Annotated in this window: 23 protein-coding genes; 14 read left to right on the top strand and 9 right to left on the bottom strand. The window is 62.6% G+C overall.

The window, feature by feature from the left end; all coding sequences use genetic code 11:
• Both BWP39_RS11615 and BWP39_RS11610 read right to left on the bottom strand, forming a co-directional pair.
• The gene (locus tag BWP39_RS11615; RefSeq protein ID WP_096720262.1) at positions 1-324 is read right to left on the bottom strand and encodes a rhodanese-like domain-containing protein; all 324 of its coding nucleotides are present in this window, start codon (positions 322-324) and stop codon (positions 1-3) included.
• Positions 325-411: 87 nt separating this feature from the next.
• Positions 412-1,065, bottom strand: a complete 654-nt coding sequence (locus BWP39_RS11610) for a protein-L-isoaspartate O-methyltransferase family protein (protein ID WP_096720260.1) — start codon at positions 1,063-1,065, stop codon at positions 412-414.
• A 339-nt stretch (positions 1,066-1,404) separates the two neighbouring features.
• On the opposite strand from BWP39_RS11610, the gene BWP39_RS11605 reads away from it, so the two are divergent.
• The 7 genes from BWP39_RS11605 to BWP39_RS11575 all read left to right on the top strand — a co-directional run bounded on the left by BWP39_RS11605 (position 1,405) and on the right by BWP39_RS11575 (position 8,845).
• Positions 1,405-2,421 (top strand): LacI family DNA-binding transcriptional regulator, encoded by a 1,017-nt coding sequence (locus tag BWP39_RS11605; protein ID WP_235851440.1) that lies wholly within the window; start codon positions 1,405-1,407, stop codon positions 2,419-2,421.
• 33 nt (positions 2,422-2,454) lie between these two features.
• The gene (locus BWP39_RS11600) at positions 2,455-3,942 is read left to right on the top strand and encodes a sugar ABC transporter ATP-binding protein (protein WP_096720256.1); all 1,488 of its coding nucleotides are present in this window, start codon (positions 2,455-2,457) and stop codon (positions 3,940-3,942) included.
• Entirely contained in the window at positions 3,923-4,924 is a 1,002-nt protein-coding gene (locus BWP39_RS11595; protein WP_096720254.1) for an ABC transporter permease, read from the top strand. Before BWP39_RS11600 ends, BWP39_RS11595 begins: the two co-directional genes overlap by 20 nt.
• A 179-nt stretch (positions 4,925-5,103) precedes the next feature.
• Positions 5,104-6,066, top strand: a complete 963-nt coding sequence (locus tag BWP39_RS11590) for a substrate-binding domain-containing protein (protein WP_096720252.1) — start codon at positions 5,104-5,106, stop codon at positions 6,064-6,066.
• 58 nt (positions 6,067-6,124) lie between these two features.
• Entirely contained in the window at positions 6,125-7,174 is a 1,050-nt protein-coding gene (locus BWP39_RS11585) for a sugar phosphate isomerase/epimerase family protein (RefSeq protein WP_096720250.1), read from the top strand.
• 21 nt (positions 7,175-7,195) lie between these two features.
• Positions 7,196-8,335: a Gfo/Idh/MocA family protein gene (locus BWP39_RS11580; protein WP_235851415.1), complete on the top strand. Its 1,140-nt coding sequence runs from the start codon at positions 7,196-7,198 to the stop codon at positions 8,333-8,335.
• An 18-nt stretch (positions 8,336-8,353) separates the two neighbouring features.
• Positions 8,354-8,845 (top strand): ester cyclase, encoded by a 492-nt coding sequence (locus BWP39_RS11575; protein ID WP_096720248.1) that lies wholly within the window; start codon positions 8,354-8,356, stop codon positions 8,843-8,845.
• Between the two features lie 47 nt (positions 8,846-8,892).
• On the opposite strand, the gene BWP39_RS11570 is transcribed toward BWP39_RS11575, so the two are convergent.
• The 4 genes from BWP39_RS11570 to BWP39_RS11555 form a co-directional block, all read right to left on the bottom strand.
• The gene (locus tag BWP39_RS11570) at positions 8,893-10,269 is read right to left on the bottom strand and encodes a DKNYY domain-containing protein (RefSeq protein WP_157915137.1); all 1,377 of its coding nucleotides are present in this window, start codon (positions 10,267-10,269) and stop codon (positions 8,893-8,895) included.
• A 105-nt stretch (positions 10,270-10,374) separates the two neighbouring features.
• Positions 10,375-10,632: a hypothetical protein gene (locus tag BWP39_RS11565; protein WP_096720244.1), complete on the bottom strand. Its 258-nt coding sequence runs from the start codon at positions 10,630-10,632 to the stop codon at positions 10,375-10,377.
• 58 nt (positions 10,633-10,690) lie between these two features.
• Positions 10,691-11,848: an ABC transporter substrate-binding protein gene (locus tag BWP39_RS11560; protein ID WP_096720242.1), complete on the bottom strand. Its 1,158-nt coding sequence runs from the start codon at positions 11,846-11,848 to the stop codon at positions 10,691-10,693.
• 51 nt (positions 11,849-11,899) lie between these two features.
• Positions 11,900-12,841: a CysB family HTH-type transcriptional regulator gene (locus BWP39_RS11555; protein WP_096720240.1), complete on the bottom strand. Its 942-nt coding sequence runs from the start codon at positions 12,839-12,841 to the stop codon at positions 11,900-11,902.
• Positions 12,842-13,054: 213 nt separating this feature from the next.
• Here BWP39_RS11555 and BWP39_RS11550 point away from each other — a divergent pair, with 213 nt between their 5' ends.
• The 6 genes from BWP39_RS11550 (at position 13,055) to cobA (ending at position 19,385) form a co-directional block, all read left to right on the top strand.
• On the top strand, positions 13,055-14,734 hold the full coding sequence (locus BWP39_RS11550) for a nitrite/sulfite reductase (RefSeq protein ID WP_096720238.1): 1,680 nt from the start codon (positions 13,055-13,057) through the stop codon (positions 14,732-14,734).
• Positions 14,735-14,759: 25 nt separating this feature from the next.
• Entirely contained in the window at positions 14,760-15,299 is a 540-nt protein-coding gene (locus tag BWP39_RS11545) for a DUF934 domain-containing protein (RefSeq protein WP_096720236.1), read from the top strand.
• Positions 15,296-16,039: a phosphoadenylyl-sulfate reductase gene (locus BWP39_RS11540; RefSeq protein ID WP_096720234.1), complete on the top strand. Its 744-nt coding sequence runs from the start codon at positions 15,296-15,298 to the stop codon at positions 16,037-16,039. The genes BWP39_RS11545 and BWP39_RS11540 overlap by 4 nt, the downstream gene beginning before the upstream one ends.
• Positions 16,040-16,130: 91 nt before the next feature.
• Positions 16,131-17,093 (top strand): sulfate adenylyltransferase subunit CysD, encoded by a 963-nt coding sequence (cysD, locus tag BWP39_RS11535; RefSeq protein ID WP_096720232.1) that lies wholly within the window; start codon positions 16,131-16,133, stop codon positions 17,091-17,093.
• A 96-nt stretch (positions 17,094-17,189) separates the two neighbouring features.
• A complete protein-coding gene (locus BWP39_RS11530) occupies positions 17,190-18,542 on the top strand; it encodes a sulfate adenylyltransferase subunit 1 (protein ID WP_235851439.1) in 1,353 nt (450 codons plus the stop codon).
• Positions 18,543-18,623: 81 nt separating this feature from the next.
• Positions 18,624-19,385, top strand: a complete 762-nt coding sequence (gene cobA / locus BWP39_RS11525) for a uroporphyrinogen-III C-methyltransferase (RefSeq protein WP_096720228.1) — start codon at positions 18,624-18,626, stop codon at positions 19,383-19,385.
• Positions 19,386-19,478: 93 nt separating this feature from the next.
• Here the strand turns inward: cobA and BWP39_RS11520 are convergent, their stop codons facing one another.
• Genes BWP39_RS11520 through lptF form a run of 3 tightly spaced genes read right to left on the bottom strand, consistent with a single transcriptional unit; the run spans position 19,479 to position 22,131 of the window.
• Entirely contained in the window at positions 19,479-19,859 is a 381-nt protein-coding gene (locus tag BWP39_RS11520; RefSeq protein WP_096720226.1) for a sirohydrochlorin chelatase, read from the bottom strand.
• 10 nt (positions 19,860-19,869) lie between these two features.
• On the bottom strand, positions 19,870-21,027 hold the full coding sequence (gene lptG / locus BWP39_RS11515; RefSeq protein WP_096720224.1) for an LPS export ABC transporter permease LptG: 1,158 nt from the start codon (positions 21,025-21,027) through the stop codon (positions 19,870-19,872).
• A gap of 3 nt (positions 21,028-21,030) precedes the next feature.
• Positions 21,031-22,131 carry an LPS export ABC transporter permease LptF gene (gene lptF / locus BWP39_RS11510; protein ID WP_096720222.1) on the bottom strand — a complete coding sequence of 367 codons (1,101 nt, stop codon included), beginning with the start codon at positions 22,129-22,131 and terminating at the stop codon, positions 21,031-21,033.
• Between the two features lie 125 nt (positions 22,132-22,256).
• Here lptF and BWP39_RS11505 point away from each other — a divergent pair, with 125 nt between their 5' ends.
• Positions 22,257-23,765, top strand: a complete 1,509-nt coding sequence (locus BWP39_RS11505; protein WP_096720220.1) for a leucyl aminopeptidase — start codon at positions 22,257-22,259, stop codon at positions 23,763-23,765.
• The last annotated feature ends 45 nt before the right edge of the window (positions 23,766-23,810 follow it).

Raw genomic sequence — 23,810 nt, 5'->3', positions numbered from 1 at the left:
TTAGTACGTAGGAACCGACGAGTCGACCTGACGCGACCATGCGTCGATGCCGCCCTGCAGATTGAACACGTGTTGATAGCCACGCGATTCGAGGAACATCGCGACTTGCGCGCTACGTGCGCCGTGATGGCACACGCAGACAATCTGCGCATCGTCTTCGAGTTCTTCGCTGCGCGCCGGAATCTCGCGCATCGGAATCGACACGCTGCCCGCGATCTGCGCCGTCGTGACTTCCCACGGCTCGCGCACATCCAGCAGGACAGGTGCGGCACGCGACTTGTCGGCGAGCCATTCGGCGAGAGCGGGGGCGGTCAGGTTTTGCATCGATTGATCCGGAACGGGTGGGGTAGTGAAGTGCGCCGGCCGCGGAGTCGCATAGGCGACGCGCGGCCGGACAAGCCAGATTCGGCTTTAGAACTTGAAGCGCGGCGGCTGGACCGCGTTGGTCAGCGGCTCGACGTAGGTTTCGAACACGTCGGCGACGCGGTACTGCTTTTCATCGATACGCGTGATGATCTGTGCCTTCATCACCGGCGCCGTGCCGACGAATGCGGCCAGACGGCCGCCTACCTTCAGTTGTTCGAGAATCTCTTGCGGCAGCACCGGCAGACCGCCCGACACGCAGATCACGTCGTACGGCGCCGCCGAGGCCCAGCCCAGCGCGCCGTCGCCGGTGGCGACTTCGGCGTTCAGCACGCCGTTCGCGGCAAGGTTCTGCTTCGCGAGCCCAGCAAGTTCCGGTTCGATGTCGATGGTCAGCACGTGTTGCGCGCGGTGCGCAAGCAGTGCGGCCATGTAGCCCGACCCGGAGCCGATTTCCAGCACGCTTTCGTGCTTCTTCACCGCCAGTTCCTGCAGCACGCGCGCTTCGACGCGCGGCGCGAGCATGTGCTGGCCGGCCGGCAGCGGCACTTCGAAGTCGACAAAGGCGAGATCGCGATGAATGGCGGGAACGAAGTTCTCGCGCTTGACGATCGACAGCAGGTTCAACACGTCCTGGTCGAGCACTTCCCAGGGGCGGATCTGCTGTTCGATCATGTTGAAACGCGCTTGCTCGATATTCATGGTGGGTTCGGCGGTTTTAGGTTGAATGCGGCCCGATCGGGACGGGCGCCGTGCGGCGGACGCGGCGGCTTCGCTGGTGCCGGAAAATCCGGTAGGCAGCCGGCAGGCAGTGGCCGCGCAACTGCCGGATTGTACCAAACCGGGCGGATGCCTTGTCGGGTTGCCGACAGGCCGCCTCAGTGTTTATCCCTAGACGATGGCACTTGCGGAGCGCACGTCGGCCAGGCAAAAATGTAATCGATTACATTCTGGAGTACAGCAGTGGCGACCTCGTCGCGTCTATCACGTTCCCCGCGTTCGATCTCTTCGGCCCCGGCGTCACGCTCCGGGAAGCCGGACCTGTCTACCGCTGCGCCCGAATTCGGCCGCCATTCGATTGCTAGCGTCGCGGAGCAGGCGGGCGTGTCGGTCGCAACGGTGTCGCGCGTGCTCAACGGCCATGACAACGTGCGGCCGGCGACACGCGACCGAGTCCTCGCCGCGATCAAGGCGAGCGGTTATCGCGTTAATGAGCTCGCGCGCAACCTGCGCACGGCCGAAAGCCACCTGCTGCTCACGATGGTCCCCGACATCGGCAATCCGTTCTATGCGGAGATCGTGCGGGGTATCGACAGCGTGGCGCGGGAGCACGGCTACTTCATGCTGTTGTGCGACACCGGTGCGGACCTCGGGCGCGAGCGTAGTTACTTCGACCTGCTGCGGCAACATCGCGCGGACGGCGCGATCTGTCTCGATCCGGCCGCGATTCACCAGGCGCTCGCGGAAGACTCGGACACGCTGCCGTGGGTCGCGTGCTGCGAATTCGATACGTCGGTTGGTGTGCCGTACGTCGGTATCGATAACTACACCGCCGCCGGCGACGCGGTGCGACATCTGCTCGCGCGCGGCCATCGGCGTATCGGGTTGATCAATTCCGCCGACAGCTATCTGTATGCGCAGCACCGCGAGCTCGGCTACCTCGGTGCGCTGTGCGCTGCGGGCATCGCGCCTGACCCGCGCTGGCGCATGACTGTCACGAATCTCGACTACGCGGCGGGCGGCGCGGCGGCGACCGCGCTGATGCAACTGGCCGATCCGCCGGACGCGGTGTTCGCGGTGTCGGACACGCTCGCAATCGGCGTGATCGCCGGGTTGCGCGAAGCGGGCTGGCGCGTGCCCGACGACATCGCGGTGGTCGGCTTCGACGATATCTCGCTGGCCGCGCAGGTCGACCCACCGCTCACGACGATTGCCCAGCCGATGCGCGAACTCGGCGAAACCGCCGCGCGTCTGCTGTTGCAGCGGCTCGCGAATCCGCACGCAAGTGTGCCGGGCGTGCTGCTGCCGCACCGGCTCGTCGTGCGCAAGAGCGCGTGAAACAGATGAGGCCTGAAAGATGAGCCACGAGCGATGAGCGTCGCCGTACGCTTCGACGACATCCGCAAGGACTTCGGTCCGGTGCGGGTATTGCACGGCGTGAGTTTCGATCTCGCGCCGGGTCGCATCTATGGCTTGCTCGGCGAGAACGGCGCGGGCAAATCGACGTTGATGAAAATCCTGGCCGGCTATGAAACGGCGAGCGCGGGTGCGTTGTTTATCGACGGCCATGCACAGCAGTTCGACGGATCGCGCGCTGCGGAAGCCGCGGGGATTGTACTGATCCATCAGGAGTTCAACCTCGCCGAGCATCTGAGCATCGCGCAGAACATCTACCTCGGTCACGAAAAGCGGCGCGGCTGGTTCGTCGACGATGTGGCGATGCGTGCCGGTGCCGAACAGTTCCTCGCGCAGGTCGGTCTCGCGCGCGACCCCGATACGAAAGTGCGCGACCTGATCGTCGCGGAAAAGCAGCTGGTCGAAATTGCTAAAGCGCTGTCGCGGCGCGCGCGTCTCCTGATCATGGACGAACCGACCGCGACGCTAACGCCTGCCGAAACGGGCCGGCTCTTCGCGCTGATGGCGAAGTTGAAGGCCGACGGCGTGACGCTCGTGTACATCTCGCACAAACTCGACGAGGTCGAGCGCATCACCGACGAAGTCATCGTGATGCGCGATGGCCGCTTCGTCGCGCGCAGCGAAACGGCGGGGCTCGCGCGTCAGCAGATGGCGAACCTGATGGTCGGGCGCGAGGTGTCCGACATGTTTCCCGACAAGCTCACCGTCCCCGCCGATGCGCCGCTTGCGTTGAAGGTGGATGGCCTGAGCGTGCCGGGCTGGGTCGATAACCTGAGCTTCGAGGTGCGCGCCGGCGAAGTGCTCGGCTTTGCAGGTCTCGTCGGTGCGGGTCGCACCGAAGCATTCGAAGCGTTGATCGGACTGCGCCGACGCAGCGCGGGCCGTATCGAACTGGCAGGGCGCGCGGCGGACCTGAAGAATCCGCGCGATGCGATGCGCCGCGGCCTCACGTACCTGAGCGAGGACCGCAAGGGCAAGGGGCTGCATGTGAACCTGAACCTGCAGGACAATCTCACGCTGATGACACTCGAGCGTTACGCGCATCCGTTGATCGACCTGAAAGCGGCGCGCAAGACGTTGCTGGATGCGCTCGGTGAATTCGGCATTCGTACCGGCGACCCCGGTAGCCGCGCACGCATGCTGTCCGGCGGCAACCAGCAGAAGCTCGCGCTCGCCAAGTTCCTGCAGCCCAATCCAAACGTGATCGTGCTCGACGAACCGACGCGCGGCGTCGACGTCGGTGCGAAGCGCGACATCTATTTTCTGATTCACCGGCTCGCGTCGCAGGGGCGCGCGGTGATCGTCATCTCGTCCGAACTGATCGAACTGATCGGGCTGTGCCATCGCGTCGCGGTGATGCGCGCGGGCACGCTGCAGACGACGCTCGGTCTCGACCATCTCACCGAAGAGGAATTGATCGCTCATGCGACCGGCACCCACTGAAGCTGCGCCGTCCGGCCGCGCATGGCGGCTCGCGCGGCGTTTGCACGGCCTCGGGCCGTTAGCGGGCCTCATCCTGCTGTGCGTCGCGGGCACGCTGCTCAATCGCGACTTCGCGACGCTCGACAACATGATGAACGTGCTTACGCGCACGTCGTTCATCGGCATCATCGCGGTCGGCATGACGTTCGTGATCATCTCGGGCGGCATCGATCTGTCGGTGGGATCGATGGCGGCGCTGATCGCGGGCAGCATGATCTGGCTGATGAATGCGTTAGCTGGTCATGCGCTTGCGCCGCTCGCGATCGTTCTGATCGGTATCGTGTGCGCGCTGGTGCTCGGTGCGTTGTTCGGCTGTGCGCATGGTTTGCTGATCACGAAAGGGCGGATTGAACCGTTCATCGTCACGCTCGGTACGCTCGGCATTTTTCGCGCGGTGCTGACGTGGCTCGCTGATGGCGGTGCATTGACACTCGATAACTCATTGTCCGATCTGTACGGCCCTGTGTATTACGCGAGCCTGTTTGGCGTTCCGGTGCCGATCTGGGTGTTCCTCGTCGTTGCGGCCGGCGGCGCGTTGATCCTGAACCGCACCGCTTTTGGCCGGCATGTGCAGGCGATCGGTTCGAACGAACAGGTGGCGCGCTATGCGGCGATCAACGTCGATGCGGTGAAGATCGTTACCTACGTGTTGCTCGGCATCTGCGTCGGCGTGGCCACCGTGCTGTACGTGCCGCGACTCGGTTCCGCAACGCCGACCACAGGCCTGTTGTGGGAACTCGAAGCTATCGCTGCGGTGGTGGTCGGCGGCACAGCGCTGAAGGGCGGTGAAGGGCGCGTGGTCGGAACTGTGATCGGTGCGGTGCTGCTGTCGGTGATCGCGAACATTCTCAATCTGACCAGCATCATCAGTGTGTATCTGAATGCGGCGGTGCAGGGCGCGGTGATCATCGTCGTCGCGTTCCTGCAGCGCGGGCGGCGCTAGCAGGTGGGTAGATTCGCCGGTCTGGTGTCATGCCGGTGACAGGTGGGTGACAGGCGGGCCAGCGAGAAGACAGAACAACGATAACGCAACAGAAGTAACGCAACAGCACGACGATATTCAACATGATGGGTCGTTCAACAATCAACGGGGCGCGAGACGCCTACGACAGGAGAGTCAACATGAAGCAGGTCATTCGGGCGGTTGGCGTGGGGATGTTGGCGCTGGGGTTGCTGGGCACCGCGAGCGGTGCGCAGGCCGAAGAGAAAGTCACACTGGGCGTTGCGATCCCGACTGCGGATCACGGCTTCACGGGCGGGATCGTGTGGTGGGCGAACAAGGCGAAGAGCGATCTCGAGAAAGCCCATCCGGATCTGAAAGTCATCGTGAAGACCGCGGCAGGCTCGCCCGAGCAGGCGAACCAGCTGCAGGATCTCGTCACCGTGAACAAGATCAATGCGCTCGTCATCTTCCCATTCGAATCGGCGTCGCTCACGCAGCCGGTTGCGCAGGTGAAGAAGAAGGGTGTGTACGTGACGGTGGTTGACCGCGGGTTGACGGACACGAGCGCGCAGGACGCCTACGTGGCCGGCGACAACACCGCGTTCGGCAAGCTGCCCGCCGAGTATCTGGCGAAGACGCTCAACGGTAAGGGCGACGTCGTCGTACTGCGCGGCATTCCGACGACGCTCGACAACGAACGTTACGGCGCATTCGAGGCCGTGCTGAAGAACTACCCCAACATGAAGATTCTCGACGCGAAGTATGCGAACTGGAATCGCGACGACGCATTCAAGGTGACGCAGGATTACCTGACGCGCTTCAAGCACATCGACGCCGTCTGGGCCGCCGACGACGACATGGCGATCGGCGTACTGAAAGCCATCGATCAGGCGAAGCGTACCGACATCAAGGAAGTGTTCGGCGGTGCGGGCTCGAAGGTGATGGTGAAGAAGTTGATCGATGGCGACCCGCTGATTCACGCCGACGTGTCGTATTCGCCGAAGTTCATCTACGACGCGATCAAGCTGACCGCTGAAGCGCGACTGAAGGGCGAGAAACTGCCGTCGACGACGATCATTCCGTCGGTGCTGATCATCAAAGAGAACGCCCAGCAGTTCTATTTCCCGGACTCGCCGTTCTGAGCGACGCATAGGTTGACCGATGCGGCGTACGCCGCATCCATTCATCGGGGGGCGCACCATGAAAACAATCAAAGGGCCGGCGATCTTTCTCGCGCAGTTCATGGGCGACGCGATGCCGTTCGACAGTCTCGCGCATCTGGCGGGCTGGGCCGCGGGTCTCGGCTACAAGGGCATCCAGGTGCCCGCCGATCCGCGTCTCGTCGATCTCGAACTGGCTGCGACAAGCCAGGCGTATTGCGACGATATACGCGCGGTGGTCGACAACGAAGGCATCGTGATTACCGAACTGTCGACGCATCTGCAGGGGCAACTCGTCGCGGTGCATCCCGCTTACGACACGCTGTTCGACGGCTTTGCGCCGAAGAGCGTCGGCGGCAATCCGGCGGCGCGCACCGAGTGGGCGATCCGCGAACTGAAGTTTGCCGCGAAGGCGTCGCAACGGCTCGGGCTTTGTACGCACGTGACGTTTTCCGGTGCGCTGGCGTGGCCGTATCTGTACCCGTGGCCGCAGCGGCCGGCGGGGCTTGTCGAAGCCGCGTTCGATGAACTCGCGCGCCGCTGGACACCGATTCTCGATGCGTTCGAAGACGCAGGCGTCGACGTCTGTTACGAGCTGCATCCGGGCGAAGACCTGCACGACGGCGTGACGTTCGAGCGTTTTCTCGATGCGGTGAAGCAGCACCCGCGCGCGAACATCCTGTACGACCCGAGTCACTTCGTATTGCAGCAACTCGACTACCTCGCGTTTATCGATCTCTATCATCCGCGCATCAAGGCGTTTCATGTGAAAGACGCGGAGTTCCGGCCGAACGGACGCCAGGGCGTGTACGGCGGCTATAGCGACTGGGTCGAACGGGCGGGCCGGTTTCGTTCGCTCGGCGACGGGCAGATCGATTTCGGCGCGATTTTCTCGAAGCTCGCGCAATACGATTTTCCGGGCTGGGCGGTGCTTGAGTGGGAATGCGCGTTGAAGCATCCGCAGGATGGTGCGCGTGAAGGTGCCGAGTTTATCCGGCGGCACATCATTCGTGTTGCGGAGCGTGCGTTCGATGATTTCGCGGGTAGCGGTGTCGATGCGCAGCAAGTCAAACAACTGCTAGGTCTTTGAACCGGGCAACAAGGGGACGACATGACGCGCAGGCTACGGCTGGGCATGGTGGGTGGCGGACAGGGCGCGTTCATCGGTGCGGTGCATCGGATTGCCGCGCGCCTCGACGACCGGTTCGAACTGGTAGCGGGTGCGTTGTCGTCGGATCCGCAGCGCGCGCAGAGCAGCGCGGCGGAAGCGGGCATCGCGCGCAGTTATGCGGACTGGCGCGAGATGGCACGCGCCGAGGCAGCCCGCGACGACGGTATCGATGTCGTTGCGATCGTTACGCCGAACCATCTGCATGCACCGGTAGCGACGGCGTTTCTCGAAGCGGGCATTCACGTGATCTGCGACAAGCCGCTGGCGATCTCGCTGGCGGAGGGCGAGGCGCTGGCCGCGCTCGCGCGCAGCAAACAGCGCCTGTTCGCACTGACGCATACGTATTCGGGCTATCCGCTCGTGCGTCATGCACGTGAGTTGATCGAGGCAGGCGAACTCGGTACCGTGCGCATCGTGCAGGTGGAGTACGCGCAGGACTGGCTCGCTGAGCCGGTCGAAACGACGGGCGCGAATCGCCAGGCGGTGTGGCGCACTGACCCGAGTCTCGCGGGGCCGGCGGGCTGCCTTGGCGACATCGGCACGCATGCGTATCATCTCGCGGCGTTCGTCACGGGTATGACGCCGTCGACGCTCGCCGCAGAGCTGCATACGTTCGTACCGGGACGCCGTATCGACGATCACGTACAGGCGATGCTGCGTTATGCGGATGGTGCGCGCGGCATGTTGTGGGCGAGTCAGGTGGCGAGCGGTGCGGAGAACGCGCTGCGTTTGCGCGTGTACGGAACGAAGGCGAACCTCGCGTTCGATCAGGAGCAGCCGAACGACTTGTGGTTCACGCCGCTCGGTGGCGCGGCGCAGCGCCTGACGCGCGCGCGGGTGAAAAGCGCGGTGGCCGCGCATGCGACGCGCGTGCCGGCGGGACACCCCGAGGGGTATCTCGAAGCGTTCGCGCAGTTGTATAAGGATGCTGCGCTGCAGATTGAGGCAATCGATAGTGGGCTCCCCGTTCCCGCCGAGAGCCGTTTGTTGACCACAGTCGACGATGGTGTAGCGGGATTGAAGTTTATCGACGCGGTGATCGCGAGTCACAGTGCCGATGGGGCATGGGTCGCGGTTTAAATTCAGCGAGGAGTATCGATGGACAGAAGAACGTTGATCTCAGGAAGCCTGGCCGGTGCTGCTATCGCGGCTATGACACCGCTGCATGCGCAATCGGCGCAATCCGCACAGGATGTCGCGACGCGCTTCGCGGCAACCTTGAGCGCACACGACATCGATGCGTTCGCCGCGCTCTTCTCCGGGCAGTACGTCAACCATCAGCTCAGTGCCGCGGCGACGCCGCCCGCCGGCGTCTCCAACAAAACCGCGACGGTGAATTTTTTCCGCGCGCGATTGACGGGGTTGCCCGATCTGAACGTCACCATCGAGACGACGGTGATCGACGGGGACAAGTGCGCTGCCAGCTTTGTCTATGAAGGCACGCACGAAGGCATTTTCTTTGGCGTCGCACCCACCGGCAAGAAACTCCGATTCACGTCGTGCGATATCTTTCGCGTGGCCGACGGGTTGATCGTCGAGCACTGGGGGATGGGCGATATCGCGGGGGTTCTGGCGCAACTCAAGGGCTGAGCGCGAGGGCGGCATTGCCGGGATGCAGAACCGCCCCCCAGTTGCGCTCATCGATATTCGCTTTTTGCCACACACACGGTCACCCCTTTTATCTGATTGACCACGGAGAGGATGCTCCAGATCTGCCCGCCGCTGCTTGCCGTGGCCCTGAGCCGCTGCAGGTCGGCGACCGCGTAGATCGAGTGGGTGAAGAAGTTGCCTTGACCGAACCGGGGGACATAGAACAGGTAGCTTCCTGCTTGCCAAAGCGTCCCCAGCGAACTTGCGTCTTTGCCCTGAAGATCGCCGAGGCGTTGTAACTGGCCTGGCGCCACGTCCGGAATGCGATATATCGTCGTCTCGCGCGATTCCAGTGTCTTTGACGAGCGGTTTTGAGCCCAGTGCTCGATGGCTGCGGTGCCGTAAAGCGACTGCCCATCGGTCAAGATCGAACGCAACCCGTCTACTGTGTGCAGACCGGGCGCAGGCGGCACACAGGCGAAGCGCAGCTGGTTACGCTGTGTGTCCCAGAAGAATATTCCGTGTTCGTTGACGAACAGATCCTGATTGGTATGGTCGCGGTCCGTGAGCAGTACGCGCAGAGACTGCGCATCGACGCCATCGACGCTAGCGGGAAATTTCTGTCCGTTGAAATAGTAGCGGCCGCTCGCGCGATCGAAGCCGTAGGTGTCCGCATTGTCGTTGTTGTCCGGCCTGAATATGTCGAAGGTCGCGGCCGCAGCGTCCTCTATCTGTGCGCCCCGGTAGTAGACCGCACGCGAGTCCCTGATGTACGCGTCGTCGATCCGTCCTTTCGCTTCGCCGGTGACGTACGACATCGATTGCACGTTTGCCGGATCGGCACCGACGACGAGATGTCCCTGGTAAAACAGCTGCACGCCGTCGCCGACATAGACCCGGTTGATTGCATGCAACGACGCGACATGGGCGCGCGGCAACGGAACGACGGGAAAGCGCCGATATTTGACCCGATTTGCGCTGCGTTCATCGACGGAACCGATCAGCGCCTGCCACGACCGATACGCCGGATCGCTGACCGATTGTCCGCAAAACCAGGCGCGCTGCGCGTCGGCCACATAGCCTTCGGCGACCACGCGCGCAGCGTCCGGCAGCAAACCGGAGATGACCTGGTCACCGCAATACACCGCGTGGGCATCCTGTCCCAAGGGAGCGAAGCCCTGAACCCCCAGTGGTTTGAAAGTACGCGCATCGGCACCGACGACCCTGTAGTAACCGTCGCCAGCGGAGACAGCGTAGACGTGGCCGTCATAACGAACGAAGCTGCCGGAGAGCGGCTCCTTGCCTCGTTCGATATCGTCGTAGTGAGTGTCCCTCAAGCTGATGAAGCAGCCAGTGATCAACGCAACTGCGATCAGCGTGAGCCCGACGATCGCTTGCAGATTCCGATGCGCTCGAATCTTCATCGCTTTGTCGTCTGGTTCTATACGAATGGTCTCAATGTTCCGGAACGATTGACGCGCATCAGGCATTGCCCTTTTGCGTAGCCCTGCCGCAACAGCAGGACAACGCTACTTCCTGCTCTTCCTGATCTGTTCTTCAAACGCGATATCGAGCTTGCTCGCCTTACGCGGCTTCGCAGGCCCGACTCCATCGACGAACTTCACGAAATCGTCGAGCGGCAACGGCTCGCACAGCCGCACCTCGTTGCCGCTCGAACGGTCCACCAGAAAAAAGACGCCGCCCGCGAGACTGATGGCCGCGTACTGCGGATTGCCGCTGCGGGTTTTTAACCGCTCGACAGCATGAATGGCTCGGGTAGTGCGCATAGGAACACCGGAAGTACGGAAAAGAGACGGCTACTGTAACAACTTTGCCAGCCACAACTCACTGGCTCAGATACGTGAACTTGCCGTTGCGAATCACACCCATGACGCTCGCCCGCTGATCGAGGCCGACGTGATCCTTTGCACTGGTAGTGACGACGCCATTCGGTACGACCAGTTCATGCGCATGCTCCAGTTCATCGCGTAGCGCGACACGAAACGCCACCGTACCCGGCTGCGCGGTTTTCAGCGCACGCGCAACGGCATCCTGCAGACGCGGATACACTCCCGCCGCATCGCCGGCGAACTGCGTGACTGAACCTGGCCCGTACTGCGCCTCATAGGCATCGACGAAAGCAAGCGCCGCTTTCTTCGCCGGATGATCGGCCGGCAGCGTCCGCGCGACCACAACCGGCTGCGTCGGGAACAGCGTGCCCTCGACATCCTTACCGCCGAGCTTGATGAACTCCGGTGTCGCAATGCCGTGCGTCTGATAGATCGGCCCCTTGAACCCGCGCTCGATCAACGTGCGCTCCGGCAACACCGTCGGCGTGCCCGCCCCGGCGATCAGCACCGCATCGGGCTTCGCTGCGAGCAGTTTGAGCACTTGCCCGGTGACGCTTGCATCGGTCCGGTTGAAACGCTCGGTAGCGACGAGCTGGATATGCCGCAGCGTTGCAAACTTCGTGAACTCGTTGAGCCAGCTGTCGCCGTAACTGTCCGCGAAGCCGATGAAGCCCACCGTCTTCACGTTGTGATTGGCCATATAGCGCGTCATCACGTCGGCCATCGCGCTGTCGGTCTGCGCCATCTTGAACGCCCACACGCGCTTGCCTTCCTGCGGCTCGACGACGCTGGCCGAACCGATCAGCGTGATCATCGGCGTCTGGTTTTCGGCAACCGGATCGAGCGCGGCCATCGCGGCCGGCGTGATGTTCGGCCCGACGATCACGTCGACATGGTCTTCGTTGATCAGCTTGCGGATGTTCTTCACGGCGGTGCCGGGGTCCGAACCGTCGTCGAGAATGATGTACTGCGCGTTCTGGCCAGCAATCGTCTTCGGCCACATCAGCATCGCGTTCTTGCTGGTAATGCCGATCGTCGCGGCCGGGCCGGTGCTCGACAGGTCGATGCCGACTTTCAGGTCCGCGTGCGCAGCACTAGCGATCAGCAGGGCGCCGAGCGCGATGGCGCGGCGCAGGTTCTTCTTGGGGTCCATCGAGGGTCTCCGTGGCGGGAACTGCGTTGTTGTCTGGGAGCGAACGATTAATCAAAGCTCGTACGTTTCGTGCTCACCCTTCAGCGCCTGCTCGATCAGCTTGCGGTTCAGCCCCGGCGACAGCAGTTCGACGAGCGTATACACATAGCTGCGCAGATACGCGCCGTGCTTGAGTGCCACACGCGTCACGTTGCTGCCGAACAGATGACCGACCGGCATCGCCCGCAGATGCCGGTCGCGCTCCGCGTTAAATGCAATGTCGGCCATGATCCCAACCCCGAGGCCGAGTTCGACGTAAGTCTTGATCACGTCGGCATCGATCGCTTCGAGAACGATGTCCGGCTGCAACCCGCGCAGCCGGAACGCTTCGTTGATCTTGGTGCGCCCGGCGAACGCGTTATCGTAGGTGATCAGCGGGTACTGCGTCAGATCGTCGAGCGACAGCAGCTTGCGGTCGAGCAGCGGGTGGTCCGGCTGCATCACGGCCACGTGGTGCCACTGGAAGCACGGCAGCGAGACCAGTTCCTTATAGTTAGCGATGGCCTCGGTGGCGATGGCGAGGTCGGCCTGGTCGTGAATCACCATCTCGGCGACCTGGGTCGGGCTACCTTGCAGAATTGAAAGGTGAACCTTCGGGTAACGTTTCTTGAACTCGGCGATGGCGGCCGGCAGCGAGTAGCGCGCCTGGGTATGGGTGGCGGCGATTACGAGGTTGCCCTGGTCCTGCGCCGCGAAGTCTTTGCCGACGCGTTTGAGGCTTTCCACCTCCAGCAGGATGCGTTCAACCGACTCGAGGATGATCCGGCCCGGCTCGGTCAGCGAGCGCACCCGTTTGCCGTGCCGGGTGAAGATCTCGACGCCCAGCTCGTCTTCCAGCTCGATGATGGCCTTCGAGACGCCCGGCTGGCTTGTATACAGCGCCTTGGCGGCCTCGGTGAGGTTGAAGTTCTGCCGCACGGCCTCGCGGACGAAGCGGAACTGGTGCAGGTTCATTTATAACCCCTACGCATATCAAAAGAATTTTTTAGTCGTTTGAAATATATAGCGAGTTTATTACGATTACCCCAACTTTTCCAATATGGTTATCTGTTTTTGTCATTAGCAAATGAGCGATCGCTCTGAACGATCGCCCGCGCGCGAGGCCAAGCGGATATCCAGACGCGGCGTAACCGGAACGCCGCGTGTTACGAGAACTGGGGTCCCCGAATGTATCAATACGATCAGTACGACCAGACCATCGTCGACGAACGCGTCGCGCAGTACCGCGACCAGGTTCGCCGCCGCCTGTCCGGCGAATTGAGCGAAGACGAGTTCCGTCCGCTGCGTCTGCAGAACGGCCTGTACATGCAGCGCCATGCGTACATGCATCGCATCGCGATTCCGTACGGCAATCTGCGCAGCGACCAGATGCGTATGCTCGGCCAGATCGCGCGCGAGCACGATCGTGGCTATGGCCATTTCTCGACGCGCTCGAACATCCAGTACAACTGGATCAAGCTCGAAGAAACGCCTGATCTGCTCGCGAAGCTCGCGTCGGTGCAGATGCACGGCATTCAGACTTCGGGCAACTGCATCCGCAACATTACCGCCGACCAGTTCGCAGGCGTCGCGCCCGACGAGATCGTCGATCCGCGTCCGTGGGCCGAGATTCTGCGTCAATGGTCGACGTTCCACCCGGAATTCGCGTGGCTGCCGCGCAAGTTCAAGATCGCCGTGTCCGGTTCGAAAGAAGACCGCGCAGCCGTGCAGATTCACGACCTCGGCGTCTATCTGAAGAAGAACGCAGACGGTGAAGTGGTCGCGAGCATTCTGGCGGGTGGCGGTATGGGCCGTACGCCGATCATCGGCGCGATCATCCGCGAGGATCTGCCGTGGCAGCATCTGCTCACTTACTGCGAAGCCGTGCTGCGCGTGTACAACCGGTACGGCCGGCGCGACAACATCTACAAGGCGCGCATCAAGATTCTCGTGAAGGCACTGAGCCCGGAGAAGTTCTCGCAGCAGGTCGAGGAAGAATGGCAGCATCTGAAGGACGGTCCGTCCACGCTGACGCAGGCTGAAGTCGAGCGCGTGTCGCAGTGCTTCGCGCCGCCGCAGTACGACAAGCTGCCGGACACCGAAGCAACCTTCGAAAAACATCTGCTCGAGAACCGCGCGTTTGCGCGCTGGGTCGAGCGTAACGTGCGGCCGCACAAGGTGTCGGGCTACGCGGCGGTCACGCTGTCGCTGAAGCCGACCACCATCGCCCCCGGCGACGCCACCGATACGCAGATGGAAGCCGTCGCCGACTGGGCCGATCAGTACTCGCTCGGCGAGATCCGTGTGTCGCACGAACAGAACCTGATTCTCGCCAACGTGAAGAAGCGCGATCTGTTCGAGCTGTGGGAAAAGGCCAAGACGCAAGGTTTCGCGACCGCGAACATCGGTTTGTTGACCGACATCATCGCGTGCCCGGGCGGCGATTTCTGCTCGCTCGCGAATGCGAAGTCGATTCCGATTGCGCTCGCCATTCAAGAACGTTTCAACGATCTCGACTTTGTGTACGACCTCGGCGACGTATCGCTGAACATCTCGGGTTGTATCAACGCGTGCGGTCACCATCACGTCGGCAATATCGGCGTGCTCGGCGTCGATAAGGACGGTTCCGAGTGGTACCAGGTGACGCTCGGCGGCGAGCAGGGCACGGGCGCGACTGGTGCGCATCTTGGTCGTGTGATCGGCCCGTCGTTCTCGGCGGAAGAGATGCCGGATGTGGTGTCGAAGGTGATCGACACGTTCGTGGAACACCGCCTCGACGGCGAGCGTTTCATCGATACGTATCAGCGCATTGGCCTCGCACCGTTCAAGGAACGCGTGTACGCATCGCGTCAACCGGCTCACGCGTAACCCGAGACAAAAGGAATACAGGCAGATGGCTTCGATTATCAAGAACCGCGCAATTGTCTCCGACGACTGGATCATCGTGCGTGCAGCCGAAGACGGTACGTTGCCCGCAGTCGACGCGTTGCCGGCCGGCAAGATCGTGGTACCGCTCGTACTGTGGCAAGCCTCGCGCGAAGCACTGAGCGCGACGCGCGGCGCTTCGGAGCTGGGCGTGTGGCTCGCGCCGGACAGCGAACCCGCCGACATCGCCAGCGATTTCGACAAGGTTGCGCTGCTCGCCGTCGATTTCCCCGTGTTTAACGACGGCCGCGGCTACAGCATCGGGCGGCTGCTGCGCGAACGCTACGGATACAAGGGCGAGCTGCGCGCGATCGGCGCCGTGCTGCGCGATCAGTTGAGATTCATGTTCCGCTGCGGCTTCGACGCATACGCCGTACGCGAGGACAAGGACATTCACGACGCACTGAAGGCGTTCGACGAGTTCACCGTGCAGTACCAGGGCGCGTTCGACAATCCGGTGCCGCTGTTCCGGCGGCGCGATGCGGCAGCCTCGAAGGCGGCTGTATGAGCACCGACCACGCGTCTATCACGCCGGAACTTGCAGCGAAAATCGAACGGCTCGATACGCTGCTCGATTCGATCGCGGCACGTCATACCCGCGTGAAGCTCGCCAGCAGTCTCGCCGCCGAAGACATGCTGCTCACGCACGCGATCCTCTCGCGTGGCGTCGCGATCGGTGTGTTCTCGCTGAACACCGGTCGTCTGCATGCGGAAACGCTCGGCATGATCGATCGCGTGCGTGAACGCTACGGTTACGAGATCGAGCAGTTTCATCCGCAGCAGGATGCCATCGACGAATACGTCGCGCAGAACGGCCTCAACGCGTTCTACGACAGCATCGATCTGCGCAAGCGTTGCTGCGAGATCCGCAAGGTCGAGCCGCTCAATCGCGCGCTGTCGGATGTCAGCGCGTGGGTGACGGGGCAGCGCCGCGAGCAGTCGGTGACGCGTGCGGAGCTGCACGAAGAGGAACACGACGGCGCGCGCAACATCGCCAAGTTCAATCCGCTCGCGGACTGGACCGAGGCCGATGTGTGGGCGTATCTGCAGGCATTCGACGTGCCGGTCAATCCGCTGCATGCGCGCGGCTACCCGAGCATCGGTTGCGAGCCCTGTACCCGCGCGATTCGTCCCGGCGAAGATAGCCGGGCGGGGCGCTGGTGGTGGGAGTCGCGCGATACGAAGGAATGCGGGCTGCACATCACGACGATCCCGATTGCGGTGAGCACCGAATCCGCTTCCGCGTAATATCGCGCTATTCGCCGCCAACCGGCCAGATTACAGATTATTTCCGCGCCGCGGGTGACCCCCGCTGTGCGAACCGACGAAGGACCTGAACATGAGCACGACGCTCGATTCCGCTGTGAACGCTCCGCTTGCCAATACCGCGAACCGGATGGATCACCTCGACTGGCTCGAAGCCGAGTCGATTCACATCCTGCGCGAACTGGTCGCCGAATGCAGCAAGCCTGCACTGCTGTTCTCGGGCGGCAAGGATTCGGTGGTCGTGCTGCATCTCGCGTTGAAGGCGTTCGGTCTCGGTGCGAACCGCAAGACGTCGCTGCCGTTTCCGCTCGTGCACATCGACACGGGTCACAACTACGCTGAAGTGATCGACTTCCGCGATCGTCGCGCGCAGGAAATCGGCGCGGAACTGGTGGTGGGTCACGTCGAGGATTCGATCAAACGCGGCACCGTGCGGCTGCGCCGCGAAACCGATTCGCGCAATGCCGCGCAGGCCGTCACGCTGCTTGAGACGATCGCGCAACACGGCTATACCGCGATGATTGGCGGTGCGCGCCGCGATGAAGAAAAGGCGCGTGCGAAAGAACGCATCTTCTCGTTCCGCGACGAATTCGGCCAGTGGGACCCGAAGGCACAGCGCCCCGAACTGTGGAGCCTCTTCAACGCACGCCTGCATCAAGGCGAACACCTGCGCGTGTTCCCGATCTCGAACTGGACCGAACTGGATGTGTGGCAATACATCGCGCGCGAACAGCTCGAACTGCCGTCGATCTATTACGCGCATGAGCGCGAGATCGTGCGTCGTAATGGTCTGCTGGTGCCGGTGACGCCGCTGACGCCGATTCGTGCGGGCGAGACCAGTGAAACCGCGCTGGTGCGTTTCCGCACAGTGGGTGATATCAGCTGCACGTGCCCGGTTGAAAGCGATGCCGACGATCTCGAGAAGATCATCGCCGAAACGGCCGTGACCGAAATCACGGAGCGCGGCGCGACGCGGATGGACGACCAGACGTCGGAAGCCGCGATGGAACAGCGCAAGAAGCAGGGTTATTTCTAAGGCACAGCGTCCGAGTAAGCGCTAAAGCGCTAACTCAGACATGGGGCCAGAGTAAGCGCCGAAGCGCCAACTCTGGTCGACACGTTGGACAAGGCAATCATGAGCATTCATCAACCAGAAGACCTCGGCGTGCTGCGTTTCATCACTGCAGGCAGCGTCGATGATGGCAAGAGCACGCTGATCGGCCGCCTGCTGTACGACAGCAAGGCCGTGTTGTCGGATCAACTGTCGGCGCTGTCACGTGCGAAGAACAAGCGCACCGTCGGCGACGAAATCGACCTGTCGCTGCTGACCGACGGCCTCGAAGCCGAGCGCGAGCAGGGCATCACGATCGATGTCGCGTATCGCTACTTCGCGACCGCCAAGCGCAAGTTCATCATCGCCGATACGCCGGGCCACGAGCAGTACACGCGCAACATGGTGACCGGTGCATCGACCGCGCATGCGGCGATCATTCTCGTCGACGCGACGCGCGTCACGTTCGAGAGCGGCGTCGCGCAACTGCTGCCGCAGACCAAGCGTCACAGCGCGCTCGTCAAGCTGCTCGGTCTGCAACACGCGATCGTCGCGATCAACAAGATGGATCTGGTCGACTACAGCGAAGCGCGGTTCAACGAGATCCGCGATGCTTACGTCGAACTCGCGCGTCATCTGGGTCTTGCCGATGTGCGTTTCGTGCCGGTGTCGGCGCTGAAGGGCGACAACATCGTGACAGCCAGCGAGCGCATGCCGTGGTATGCGGGCGAGCCACTGCTCGATGTGCTCGAGGCGTTGCCCGTCGAACAGCCGACCGGCCAGGCGCTGCGTTTCCCGGTGCAGTGGGTGGCGCGTCAGGATGGCAGCCAGGCTGACGATTTCCGCGGCTATATGGGCCGTGTTGAGTCGGGCGAAGTGAAGCTCGGCGATACGATCGTCGTGCTGCCTGCGAACCGCGAAGCGACGGTGAGCGAAATCATTGCGCCAGTGCCGGGCGGTACCGCGCAGGTGGATCGCGCGTTTGCCGGACAGACGGTGACGATCCGTCTCGCGGAAGATGTCGATGTGTCGCGCGGCGATACGTTCGTGCTGCGGGACTATGCAGCGGCAGGTGCGACTGGCGCGGAACTCGAAGCCGTACCCGAACCGGCAAAGAAGCTCGAAGCCGACCTCTGCTGGTTCGACGAAGTACCGCTGTCGACGCAGCGCAAGTACCTGCTAAAGCAGACCACCAACACGGTGTTCGCGCGAATCGGCGCAATCCGCGAGGTGCTCGATGTGCATACGCTGTCGCATGCAGTCGATCGCCACGATCTCGCGATGAACGACATCGGCCGTGTGACGGTGACGCTGCAGAAGCCGCTCGTCTGCGACGTGTACGATACGCATCCGGGCACCGGCGCATTCGTGCTGATCGATGAAGCGACGCATCACACGGTTGCAGCCGGCATGATTCGTGCATTTTCGGCGTAGACACTACGCGGCAGTGGGCCGTGTGGTCAGCCAATAGTGCGGATCAAGCGGATTAACGGCACGTACGTGGGATTAGGATAAATGGGTAAGGTGTATCTGATCGGTGCAGGACCCGGCGCTGCGGACCTCATCACGGTGCGCGGCGCACGGCTCATGGGCATCGCGGATGTCGTGCTGCACGACGCGCTGGTCGAACCGGCGATGCTCGATCATGCGCCGCCGCATGCGCGCAGGATCGCGGTCGGCAAGCGTTGCGGTCAGCGCTCGACGGCGCAGCACTTCATCAACAAGCAGATCGTCGATGCGGCACTCGAGCATGACGTCGTCGTCCGCCTGAAGGGCGGCGATCCGATGCTGTTCGGTCGTGCCGACGAGGAGATGCGCGCGCTCGAAGCCGCGGGCATCGAATACGAAGTGGTGCCGGGTATCACGGCAGCGCTCGCGGGTGCCGCAACGTTGCAACGTTCGCTGACGCTGCGCGGCGTCTCGCGCAGTGTGGCGCTGGCCACGCACAGTCGCGCGCCCGACAGCGCCGCGATCCGTGAGCAGGTCAATGCGGATTCGCTGGTGTTCTACATGGGCCGCGACAGCGCGCCGGAAATCGCCCAGGAACTGATCGACGCCGGACGTCCTGCTGCAACCCCGGTCGCGATCGTCGAAGCATGCAGCACGTCGCGCGAGCGCTCGCTCACATTGACGCTCGCAGCACTCGCAGCCGGCGATGCACAGTCGTGGCTCGATCCGGCCCAACCGAGCCTGCTGATGATCGGCGCAGCATTCGGCGAGCGCGATGCGCAGCAAGCCGAGCCGGAACAGAACGGCGATTTGCTGAACGCCGCCTGACACGACGAACATCGAATCATCGTATGAAAAAAAACGCGCCGGCAGGCGCGTTTTGCTTTGTATCGATTGAAACGATTGCTGCAGTCGCTTCGGCTATCTACTGGCAATCTGCCGCAAGCAGTAATCTGCCACCGCATCGAGCACACCGTCATCTTCGCCGGCAGCAGTCGCGCAATGTATCGTCACGCCCGGGTGCGCCGCGCGGCAGGCATCGACGATAACCGGTAGATCGCGTCGCACGTGCCCGCCCTGACCGAAGAAAACCGGCACGACGCTGATCACGGTGCAACCAGCGGCGGCCTGTGCGGCGATGGCGGCGGGCAGGTCGGGCGTCATCAGTTCGAGGAAGGCGAGTGAAACCGGCCCAGCGTTGCCGTGCCGGGCCCGCAGTTTCCCGGCCAGCCGCTCGAACGGCTCAGCCCAGCGCGGATCGCGTGCGCCGTGACCAAACAGGACGATGCCATGCGCGCTCATCGCTTCGCTCCTAATGCCGGTCGACCCACTTCAACCCGACCAGACCCAGCACCAGATAAATCAACCCCGGCGTTGCCGCCGTGAGCGGCGCGGGCCACGTGTTCAACGTACCGATGTGCGAGAACAGCGTGTTGAAGAGCTGGAAGCTCATCCCGAGCATGATCCCGCCGAACACCTTCACGCCGACCACGCCCGCACGCGTATGCAGATAGGCGAACGGCAGCGACAGCACCAGCATCACGAATACCGCGAACGGGTAGAGCAGCTTGCGCCACAGGGCGATCTCGTAGCGCTGCGAATCCTGATGATTCTCGGTCAGATGCTGGATATAGCGGAACAGGTTGAACATCGACATCCGTTCCGGCGACACCAGCAGCACCGACAGAATTTGCGGCGTCAGCTCCGAGCGCAGCGAGTATTCCGGCAACGTAACCTGCTCCGCGCGATACACCGGGTTCAGCGCGTCGGCGGGTTTGGCGCCGGAGCCTGTTGGCGGGGGAACGTCGATCAGTTGCGTATCGGTTACATCGGTCAGCAGCCAGTGGCCGGGCGGTTGATACTTGCCGCTCTTCGCAATGCGTACGTTGGAGAGCCGGAATTTCGCATCGAACTCGTAGATGCGCACGTCGCTGATCGTCGCGTCCGGTTGCAGCTTGCCGACGTTGACGAAGCGCGTGACCTGCTCGCCGTCCGCGCGTGCAGTGAGCGTGTCCTTCACCCACACGCCCGATTCGAAGTTGCTCGATACCGATGACCCGAGCGCTTCGAGGCGCACGCGCTCCGACAGCTGGTCGGTGTACGGACCGACCACTTCGCCGATCAGGTAGGTGACGATCACGAGCGGAATGCCGATCTTCAACAGCGAGCGCAACGCCTGGTTGGTCGCGAGACCGGAGACGCGAAAGATCGTGTACTCGGAGTTCGCGGCCATCTGCGCGAACACATAGATCGAGCTGATCAGTGCGGCAACTGGAATGATTTCGTAGAAACGCGAGGGCGTCTGCAGCGCGACGCGCAGCACCGCATACGTAAACTTGTAGTTACCGTGTCCAACCGAATTCAGTTCGTTGATCAGGTCGAAGAAGAAAAACAGGCCCGAGAACGCGAACAGAATGAAGACGAAGGTGAGGTAGATCTGGCGCGCGAAGTACCGTTCATAGATGCGCATCGATCACGCTCCCTGCGACGAACGGCGGAACATCGCCCACGTGAACAGCGGCCGGTTGCGCACGCGCATCCAGAAGATGAACACGACGACCGCGGCGACCACGATATGCAGCCCGATCAGACCGACGACGAACGACATCTTGCCCTGCTCGATCCACGACTGGATGACGTTCAGCAGGTTCGAGTACGTCAGGTAGATCAGCACGGCCATTACCAGGTTGATCGTGCGACCGCGGCGCGGGTTCTGGTGGGCGAGCGGAATGGCGAGCAGCATCAGGTTGATCGCGATGAGCGGCAGACCGATGCGCCACGCCAGCTCGGCGAGGTTGTCCCGGGTCGGGTCGCGGATCAGGTCGAGCGTGGAGGTACCCGTCGTGCTCGGCGTGCTCACGACCGGCTGGCTCTGGATCTTCACCCCATAGCGCTCGAATTCCATGATGCGGAAATCCGGATGACCCGGCTCGCCGTCATAGCGCCGGCCGTTCTCGAGCACGACGAAACGGTCGCCGTTCTTGTGGGTTTCCGTGTGGCCCGTCTTCGACACGACCACGTTGACCTTGCCGCCTTCGGTGCTGGTAACGAACACGTTCTCGACGCGCGCCTGGTCCGGCGTCATCTTTTCGATGAAGAACACGCGGTGACTTACCGCCGATTCGCGGAACTGGCCCGGTGCCAGCAGCGAGACTTCGTCGCGCTGCTGGAAGCGCGCGCGAATCAGCTTGTTCTGCTGGTTCGACCACGGCCAGCCGACGAACACGAAGAACATGATGAGGATGATGATCGGTGTAGCGAATACGCCGACCGGCTTGATGAACTGGGTGAGGCTCACGCCGGACGCGAGCCATACCACCATTTCGGAGTCGCGGTACCAGCGTGTCAGGACGAACAGGATCGACACGAACAGGGTCGCGACGAGCATGATCGCCAGGTAGCCGATCACAGTGAGGCCGATCAGGACCAGCACGTCGCGCGGATCGATTTCGCCCGAGGCCGCGAAGCCGACGATGCGGATCATCATCGTCGTCAGTACGAGCGTGAGCAGAACCATGAACACGGCACCAGCCGTATACGCGAGTTCGCGCTGGAGGGAGCGTTCGAAGATCATTGTTGATGACGAGAAGGCGTGCTCCAGATGGTACCCGTTGCACCATCCTTGCAGCCGCCGCGGGAAAAATAGCGGATAATTGCGGCTTTCATCCTAAGCCCAGATTTTATCCGAGGACAAGCGCGATGGACTTTAGCATAAAAGCCTGTGATTGGAGCAAAGGCTCGTCAACCGGGTTCCCGACCGGCAAATCGGATTGCATCGTGATCGGTGTGTTCGAATCGCAGACGCTGTCGGGCGCGGCGCTGGAAATCGATGCGGCCACCAAAGGCCTGCTGACACGCATCATCAAGGCCGGCGACATGGACGGCAAGAGCGGTACGACGCTGGTTCTGCACGAAGTGTCCGGCATCGGCGCATCCCGCGTGCTGCTGGTCGGTCTTGGCAAGCAGGACAAATTCACCCAGAAAGCGTACGGCGATGCAGCACGCGCCGCATGGCGCGCGATTCTCGGCACGAAGATCGTTCAGGTCGCCTTCACGCTGGCCCAGTTGCCGGTGCTCGAGCGCTCGGCCGACTGGGCCGTGCGCGCCGCCATTCTCGCGCTGCGCGAACAGACCTACCGCTTCACGCAGATGAAGAGCAAGCCCGACCACAGCACGCGCGCGCTGAAGCGCGTCGTGTTCAGCGTCGATACCGTCGACGAAAAGGCCGCGAAAATTGCTGCGAAGCAAGGCGCGGCACTGGCCAACGGCATGGACCTCACGCGCGATCTCGGCAATCTGCCGGGTAACGTGTGTACGCCGACCTACCTCGCGAACACCGCGAAGAAGCTCGGTAAGGACTGGAAGCTGAAGGTCGACGTACTCGGCCAGAAGCAGCTCGAAGCGCTGAAGATGGGTTCGTTCCTGTCGGTCACGCGTGGTTCGGTCGAACCGCCCCAGTTCATCGTGATGCAGTACCAGGGCGGCGCTGCGAAGGCCGCGCCGATCGTGCTGGTCGGCAAGGGCATTACGTTCGACACGGGTGGTATTTCGCTGAAGCCCGGCGACAGCATGGACGAGATGAAGTACGACATGTGCGGCGCGGGTTCGGTGTTCGGCACGCTGCGAGCGGTCGCCGAAATGGGCCTGAAGATCAACGTGGTCGGCATCATCCCGACCTGCGAGAACATGCCCGCGGGCAACGCGACGAAGCCGGGCGACATCGTCACCAGCATGGCCGGTCTCACGATCGAAGTGCTGAACACCGATGCCGAAGGCCGTCTGATCCTGTGTGATGCGCTGACCTACGCCGAGCGTTTCAAGCCGGCCGCGGTGATCGACATCGCGACGCTGACCGGCGCTTGTGTGATCGCGCTGGGCCATCACAACAGCGGCTTGTTCTCGAAGGACGATGCGCTGGTGGGCGAACTGCTCGATGCCTCGAAGGAAGCGTCGGACCCGACGTGGCGCATGCCGCTCGACGAGGAGTACCACGAACAGCTGAAGTCGAATTTCGCGGATCTCGCGAACATCGGCGGCCGTCCGGGCGGCAGTATCACCGCCGCGTGCTTCCTGTCGCGCTTTACCGAAGCGTATCCGTGGGCCCACCTGGATATCGCGGGTACGGCCTGGAAGAGCGGTGCAGCGAAGGGCGCGACGGGACGGCCGGTGCCGCTCCTCACGCAGTTCCTGATCGACCGCTCGGCTTAATGAAGCAGCGCAACGGCGGGGCGCCTGCCCCGCGGTGGAGCGGGC

Origin of the sequence: Paraburkholderia acidicola, from assembly GCF_002362315.1 — a bacterium.
Taxonomy (GTDB): Bacteria; Pseudomonadota; Gammaproteobacteria; order Burkholderiales; family Burkholderiaceae; genus Paraburkholderia; species Paraburkholderia acidicola.
Note: the sequence above shows the minus strand (reverse complement) of the source record. Positions and strands in the feature narration are given on the sequence as shown.